Here is a 6777-nt window from a genome sequence, read left to right on the forward strand (position 1 = left end):
GCCCACACAGATTGTCTAAGCTGTTTGTTAAAGAACTTCGCTGAGCTTTACCCTGTCAGCGAATGCGTATTTTAGAGTTTTTTTGAAACCCGTCAACACTTTTTTTGAATTTTTTTTGAATCTTCTCGTGACCGTCCTCGGTAAAACGCCATTCAGAGCTTATAGCACAAGGCTTTGACAGAAATTAATATTTTTTTGTCTTTTAAGCTGCAATCCTCCGAATCCGGCTCACATTGGCCTATGTGTCCTGCTCCAGCCCCCGGAATCGCAGCTTTTTCCGCGCGTTGATTCATTTCAGAATTTGCCGTCGCCCTGTTCGGTCTTTGCAGCGTCAGAGGAATGACAGATAAAGTCCGGCATAGGGCCCCCGGATCCGGGTTGCCGCAGTAAGGCTTCCGGAATAATCCTCCCGGAGATACAGATAACGGTAACCCGCCACGGCGCCTCCGGAAACCAGCGTGCCCCCGAAATTCCAGTCCGCCCCCAGAAGACCGTCAAACAGCTTCTGATGGTTATGAGGCAGCGTCATAAACTCGCCCTCACCGCCGAAGGAAAGTCCGGTTCCCGGCGCCTCCAGGAACAAACGGCCGTAAACAAAGGGCTTGACATGGGTGAAGGAAATCCGCTCGCCGGCCTTCCGGTAACTCATGTCCCCGGCCTTGGCGCCGATGCCCAGTCTCAGTGAAACCGGTGTGAGATCAATCGCATTCCAGTAACCGATAACATCCAGGTGATTCTGCTTTGAGCGCATGCCCCCTGCGGTGTCGTGGTACAGCGTGCCTCTGAGCCTGATATTCGGAAGCACGGGAACGGCATGCTGGGCCTCTCCCCAGACATAAAGACCTCCCGGCGCCACCCCATAGGCTGCGCGCCCGGTGTGCCAGGATCCCCCGGTATCAGAAGTCATCTCGCTGTCCGCCGCCCAGTAAGCCGCCCCGACATTGAAATCTGCAAGACCGGCCTCCGCGCCGCACCCGAGAACAAGGCCGGAAAACGCCAAAGCCGCTCTTATGACGGCGCCTCCTCTCATGCTTGCTCCTTTTCTCATGCCAGTTCTGTGTCCCCTGTTAATTCCTTTATTTTGCATAGCTGTACCTGTCTTTTGTATTTCCTGCCCCAAACCCCTTGTTCCTCTTCCGGCAAACTCCGCGGCAGCATAAAAAATCCCTCCGCCTGATAACGGAAGGATTTCTGCATTTGTCACGGATGCCGCCGTGACACCGTTTGGCTGATTAGCTTAAAACCAGTTTGGCGTTGTCATCAAGATCCACGCTGACCTCTCTGTCTGAAGCCAGTTCGCCCTTGAGCACCGCCTCGGCCAGCGGGTTCTCAATATAGGTCTGAATAGCTCTTCTGAGCGGCCGGGCTCCGAATACCGGGTCGTATCCGATATCGGCGATTCTGTCCAGAAGATGATCCGGGAACCTGATTTCACAGCCGTTCTGAGCCAGTCTCTTTATGAGAACATCCAGCTGAATCCGGGCGATATTCTTGATATGCTCCTTGCCGAGAGGATGGAATACCACCGTCTCATCAATACGATTCAGAAATTCCGGCTTGAAACGGGTCTGCAAAAGCTCCATAAGATCCGCCTTTATTTCAGCGTACTCCTTATGCCCCGTTTCTTCCTGAATAATATCAGATCCCAAATTGGAGGTCATGATGATCACGGTATTCTTAAAGTCCACCGTGCGTCCCTGGCCGTCTGTCAGTCTGCCGTCGTCCAGCACCTGCAGCAGGATATTGAAAATATCCGGATGAGCCTTCTCGATTTCATCAAGAAGAATCACGCTGTAGGGTCTCCGCCGCACCGCCTCGGTAAGATAGCCGCCCTCGTCATAGCCCACATATCCCGGAGGAGCTCCCACCAGACGGGATACGCTGTGCTTTTCCATGAATTCGCTCATATCGATGCGCACCATGGCATTGACCGTATCGAACATGAATTCCGCCAGAGCCTTGCAAAGCTCGGTCTTGCCGACACCGGTAGGCCCCATAAACAGGAAGGATCCTATGGGTCTCTGGGGATCCCCGAGCCCGGCGCGGCTTCTCCTGATAGCATTGGCTATGGCATTGACGGCCTCCTCCTGTCCGATAACCCGCTGATGGAGATTTTCCTCCATATGCAACAGCTTCTGTCTTTCGCCCTCCAGCATCTTGGAGACCGGAATGCCGGTAGCACGGGACACCACCTCGGCGATTTCATTTTCCGAAACCTTGTTCCGAAGAAGCTTGGGGCCGCCGTCCTGCTTGATCTTCTCGCTCTCGGCAATCTGTCTCTCCAGATTGGGAATGGTCTCATATCTCAGCTTGGACGCATCATCATAGCGGACATTGCGCATGGCCACCTCATACTGATAGCGGGCAGAATCCAGCTCCTCCTTGAGATGCTGCACCCCGGTAAGTCCGGCCTTTTCCGCCTTCCAGATACCGGCGAGCTTATTGAGCTCCTCCTCCTTGGCGGCAATGTCATCGTCAATGGCCTGAAGGCGCTTCTTGCTGGCCTCGTCAGACTCCCGGGAGACTGCCTGACGCTCCATTTTAAGCTGAATCAGCTTATGCTCCAGGACATCCAGAGGCTCCGGCTTGGAATCCATCTGCAGCCTGATGCTGGCGGCAGCTTCGTCAATAAGGTCAATGGCTTTGTCGGGAAGCTGCCGGTCAGTAATGTAGCGATTTGACAGCGTTGCAGCCGCCACAATGGCCGGATCGGTAATCTGCACGTGATGATGGAGCTCGTACTTTTCCTTAAGTCCCCGCAGAATGGCAATGGTGTTCTCCACGGAGGGCTCGCCTACAAACACCTTCTGGAACCGTCTTTCCAGAGCGGCATCCTTCTCGATATACTTGCGGTACTCGTCCAGAGTGGTGGCGCCCATGCAATGCAAAGCGCCCCGGGCCAGTGCCGGCTTCAGCATATTTCCGGCATCCATGGATCCCTCGGCCTTTCCGGCTCCCACCAGGGTATGCAGCTCATCGATAAAGAGGATAATGTTGCCGCTCTCCTTTTCCAAAGCGTTAAGCACTGACTTCAGCCGTTCCTCAAAGTCGCCGCGGTACTTGGCTCCCGCCAGAAGAGCGCCCATGTCCAGAGACAGCACTCTTTTCTTCTTAAGGCCCTCAGGCACCTCGCCCTTGACGATGCGCTGGGCCAGGCCTTCGCAAATTGCCGTCTTGCCCACGCCCGGCTCGCCGATAAGCACCGGATTGTTCTTGGTTCTTCTCTGGAGCACCTGCATGGTGCGGCGGATCTCGTCATCGCGGCCGATAACCGGATCCAGCTTGCCCTTTTCCGCCAGAGCGGTAACATCCACCGTATATTTGCTCAGAGCCTGACGGGTGCTTTCGGATTCGGCGGAATTAACATTCTCGCCGCCGCGAATCTTCTCTATGGCCTCGTCAATGCGAGCGGCGGTAACATTGCATTTCTTAAGAATGGTCTGCACGTCGTAGTCATTATCAAAGGCCGCCTTCACAAAAAATTCCGTGGAAATGTAGCCGTCATTGGCTTTCTGCGCCAGCCGGTCACAGACATTCAGCACCTTGACGGAGGAGTTTGACAGCTGAATGTCCCCGCCGGCGCCCCGCACCGTGGGAAGGGACTTGATCTTCTCGTTTAGGAGAATATCAACAGCCTTGGGGTCGGCTCCGGCCAGAGTCATCAGGGGGGCGGTGGTGCCGCCCTCCTGATTCAAAAGAGCGCTCATAATATGCAAGGGCTCGATCATCTGCTGGTCATTGCCAATCACCAGTGACTGAGCATCCGAAAGAGCTTGCTGAAACTGATTCGTTAATCTGTCCTGTCTCATAATCACTTACCTCGCAAAACCTTAATCTTCTGATTAATAAGTAAGGCTTTTAGACAAAAATTCAAGTAATGGCACAGTTTTTTTTACGGCGAAAATTCCGGGGGCAGAGATGGGAAAAATAAAGAAAACGATAAAAGGGGCAAAGAAGAAGGAGTAAGGAGAATAAAAAAATGAGGAATTAAAGCCAGCTAAGAAACCGCAGGAAAAATGCCCTGCGGCACAGGCCGCCCCGGGGAATCAGGTTCTCATAATGATGCCGGCCATCCGCCCCGTAACCCCGTCTCTCCTGTAGGAAAAAAAGCGCTCCCCATCCGCAAAGGTGTCGTATCCGGTATCCCGGATATCAGTAACTCCGCATTTCCGGAGAATATGAGCGGCAATGCCGGGAAGGTCTGCCAGGAGCTTGCCGGGGCAGGAATTATCCGGAACAAAATACTCCGCTGTGTCCGGATAGCGTTCCAGAAAGAGTTCTCTTACCTCGGGACCGATTTGAAAGGAGGTTCGGCGAATGCCGGGGCCGATGACCGCTGCGAGAGGGCCGGTATGGGAAGCCGCGATCAGGGTATTTTCCAGAATGCCCCCCTGAAGCCCCCGCCAGCCGCAGTGAACCGCTGCCGCAAAGGAAGCGTTTTTCGCCGCCAGAAGCACCGGGAGACAATCCGCCGTCATGACCGCAAGAGCCCTTTCGGGGAGTCTGGTATATTCCGCATCAGCCTCCTGGGGCGCGGCAGCGGATGAATCCCCGGTAATCTCCTGCGCTTTAACTGAATGAGTCTGATGCATCCAGAAGATCTCCGCGCCTCCGGGAAGCAGCGCCTTAACTCTTCTTCTGTTCTCCCGGACATGCTCCGGGGTATCGCCCACATGATCCCCCAGATTGAGACTGCGCCAGGGAGCCTGGCTCACCCCGCCGGTTCTCATGGTAAAAAAGGCCCGGATGCCGGGAATATCCTGAAAAACCGGGATCACCGGAGGAAGCTCTGCGGGGTATCCGTTTTCATCGTGCGTCATCACCAGACAATATCCTCCGGATGATCGGCGGTATCCTTCCTCAGGGCCTCCAGAAGTTGCACCATATCCTCGGGTATTTCCGATGAAAATGACATCTGTTCACCGGTAAAGGGATGCAAAAACTCCAGAATCACCGCATGAAGAGCCTGTCTCGGGAAGGTGCTTATATATCTGGTAAACTCCTCCGAGGCTCCGGGAATCTGCCGGGATCTTTTTCCGGCATAGAGGGGATCCCCTACCAGAGGATGCCTGATATGGGCCATATGCACTCTGATCTGATGGGTTCTTCCGGTTTCCAGCCTGAGTCTGAGCCTGGTATGGGCCCGGAATTTTTCCATGATCCGGTAGTGGGTTACCGCTTCCTTGCCCAGGCCTTCGGGCTTCACCGCCATCATGATCCGGTTCTGCGCGCTTCTGCCGATGGGCTCGTCCACCGTGCCTCCGGCAGTCATATGTCCGCTGACCACCGCCTCGTATTCCCGCACCACATCATGACGGGAAATCATCTTCACCAGGCGATGCACCGCCGCGATGGTTTTGGCCACCACCATGAGACCGGAGGTATCCTTGTCCAGGCGGTGCACAATGCCGGCCCGGGGGAGTTCGGCGCTTTCAGGATAACGAAACAGAATCCCGTTCATGAGAGTGCCGCCGGGACAGCCGGCTCCGGGATGCACCGTAAGTCCGGCGGGCTTGTCGATGATCATGAGGTGCTCATCCTCGAAAATCACCTTAATGGGAATATCCTCCGCCTGAAAATAATCATTGTCCGAAACCGCTGCGGAGACAATAACCTCCTGTCCGGCCATTACCGTAGTCCGGGGCGTCTTTACCGGAACTTCATCCACGGTTACCAGTCCCTGCTCGATCCAGTTCTTAAGCTGGCTTCGGGAATAATCGGGAAACATCAGGGCCAGCGCTTTGTCCAGCCGTTCCCCGTGAAGCTCCTCGGTGATCTCATCTGAAAGCTCTATAGTCTGCGCCATTTCCGTCTTCCTCCGCGCTCCGCCGTCCTCGCTCCGGCCTCCGCCAGGCAGCCATGCCGGCATAATAATACTCAGGACAGAGTCTGATGCCCGTGCATTTACCCCGGCAGTTTCCGTACATTATACCGGCGCCGCTTAAAAAGCAAAACAAGGCTCACGGTTTAATCTTTCATCTCCGAACCGCGTCAAAGGTGCAAAACTCCGGCATTTTGTGTATCATTACCCCGGAAGGAAGCATGTTCATCGGCAAGGATGCGTCACAGAAGGCGCCTCCCTGCAGGACTGCCTGCTCCCGGAGACACCACGAGGTTCACATGTTTGGCAAATTTATCAAATACGGCATGCTCCCGCTGACTGCGCTGTGGCTTGCGGCATGTTCATCGGTTAACAAGGACGTTGTTCCAGACAAGGAGCCGGAAGAGCTTTACATGAAAGCGTACGAATCCCTGGCAGAGGAAAACTACAGTCAGGCCAAGGATTATCTTGAGGCCATCGACAGCCGTTATCCCTTCGGCCCCTACGCCCATCAGGTGCAGATGGATCTCATCTACACCTACTACAAGGATCGGGAAAATGAACTGGCCATGGCGGAAATTGACAAGTTTCTGCGGCTGAACCCGCAGGATCCCAATATCGACTACGTGCTGTACATGCGGGGCCTGACAAACATGCAGAAGGCCACCAACCGCATGCTGAACCTCCTTTTCATCGACACCTATGACCGGGACATCAGCAATCTGGAGCAGGCCTTCCGGGATTTCCGGCTGTTAATCGCCAAGTTCCCGAAAAGCCTTTATGCGGCCGATGCCTACGCCCGCATGGTATACATCAGAGATACCATGGCCCGGCACGAATACGCCGTGGCCGACTTTTACTACCGGAAGGGAGCTTATCTCTCCAGCGCCAGGAGATGCCAGTACATTCTGAAAAACTTCCGGGACACGGAAACCCTCGAAGATGCTCTGACCCTG

The 6777-nt window shown here is 54.7% G+C and carries 5 protein-coding genes; 1 reads left to right on the forward strand and 4 read right to left on the reverse strand.

The features are described 5' to 3' along the window. Positions 1-331 precede the first annotated feature (331 nt). The 4 genes from ACJROR_RS02810 to rluD all read right to left on the reverse strand — a co-directional run bounded on the left by ACJROR_RS02810 (position 332) and on the right by rluD (position 5806). Positions 332-1030, reverse strand: coding sequence for a hypothetical protein (locus ACJROR_RS02810; RefSeq protein ID WP_406545764.1), 699 nt, complete (start codon positions 1028-1030; stop codon positions 332-334). A 202-nt stretch (positions 1031-1232) separates the two neighbouring features. Next, the gene (gene clpB, locus ACJROR_RS02815) at positions 1233-3809 is read right to left on the reverse strand and encodes an ATP-dependent chaperone ClpB (RefSeq protein ID WP_406545765.1); all 2577 of its coding nucleotides are present in this window, start codon (positions 3807-3809) and stop codon (positions 1233-1235) included. Between the two features lie 237 nt (positions 3810-4046). After that, positions 4047-4820 (reverse strand): peptidoglycan editing factor PgeF, encoded by a 774-nt coding sequence (gene pgeF / locus ACJROR_RS02820; protein ID WP_406545766.1) that lies wholly within the window; start codon positions 4818-4820, stop codon positions 4047-4049. Then, positions 4820-5806: a 23S rRNA pseudouridine(1911/1915/1917) synthase RluD gene (rluD, locus tag ACJROR_RS02825; protein ID WP_406545767.1), complete on the reverse strand. Its 987-nt coding sequence runs from the start codon at positions 5804-5806 to the stop codon at positions 4820-4822. The genes pgeF and rluD overlap by 1 nt, the downstream gene beginning before the upstream one ends. Positions 5807-6042: 236 nt before the next feature. On the opposite strand from rluD, the gene ACJROR_RS02830 reads away from it, so the two are divergent. After that, positions 6043-6777, forward strand: a 735-nt coding sequence (locus ACJROR_RS02830; protein WP_406545768.1) for an outer membrane protein assembly factor BamD, incomplete at its 3' end; no start/stop codon positions are given.

This window comes from Succinimonas sp., assembly GCF_045225735.1.
In the GTDB taxonomy this organism is placed as follows: domain Bacteria; phylum Pseudomonadota; class Gammaproteobacteria; order Enterobacterales; family Succinivibrionaceae; genus Succinimonas.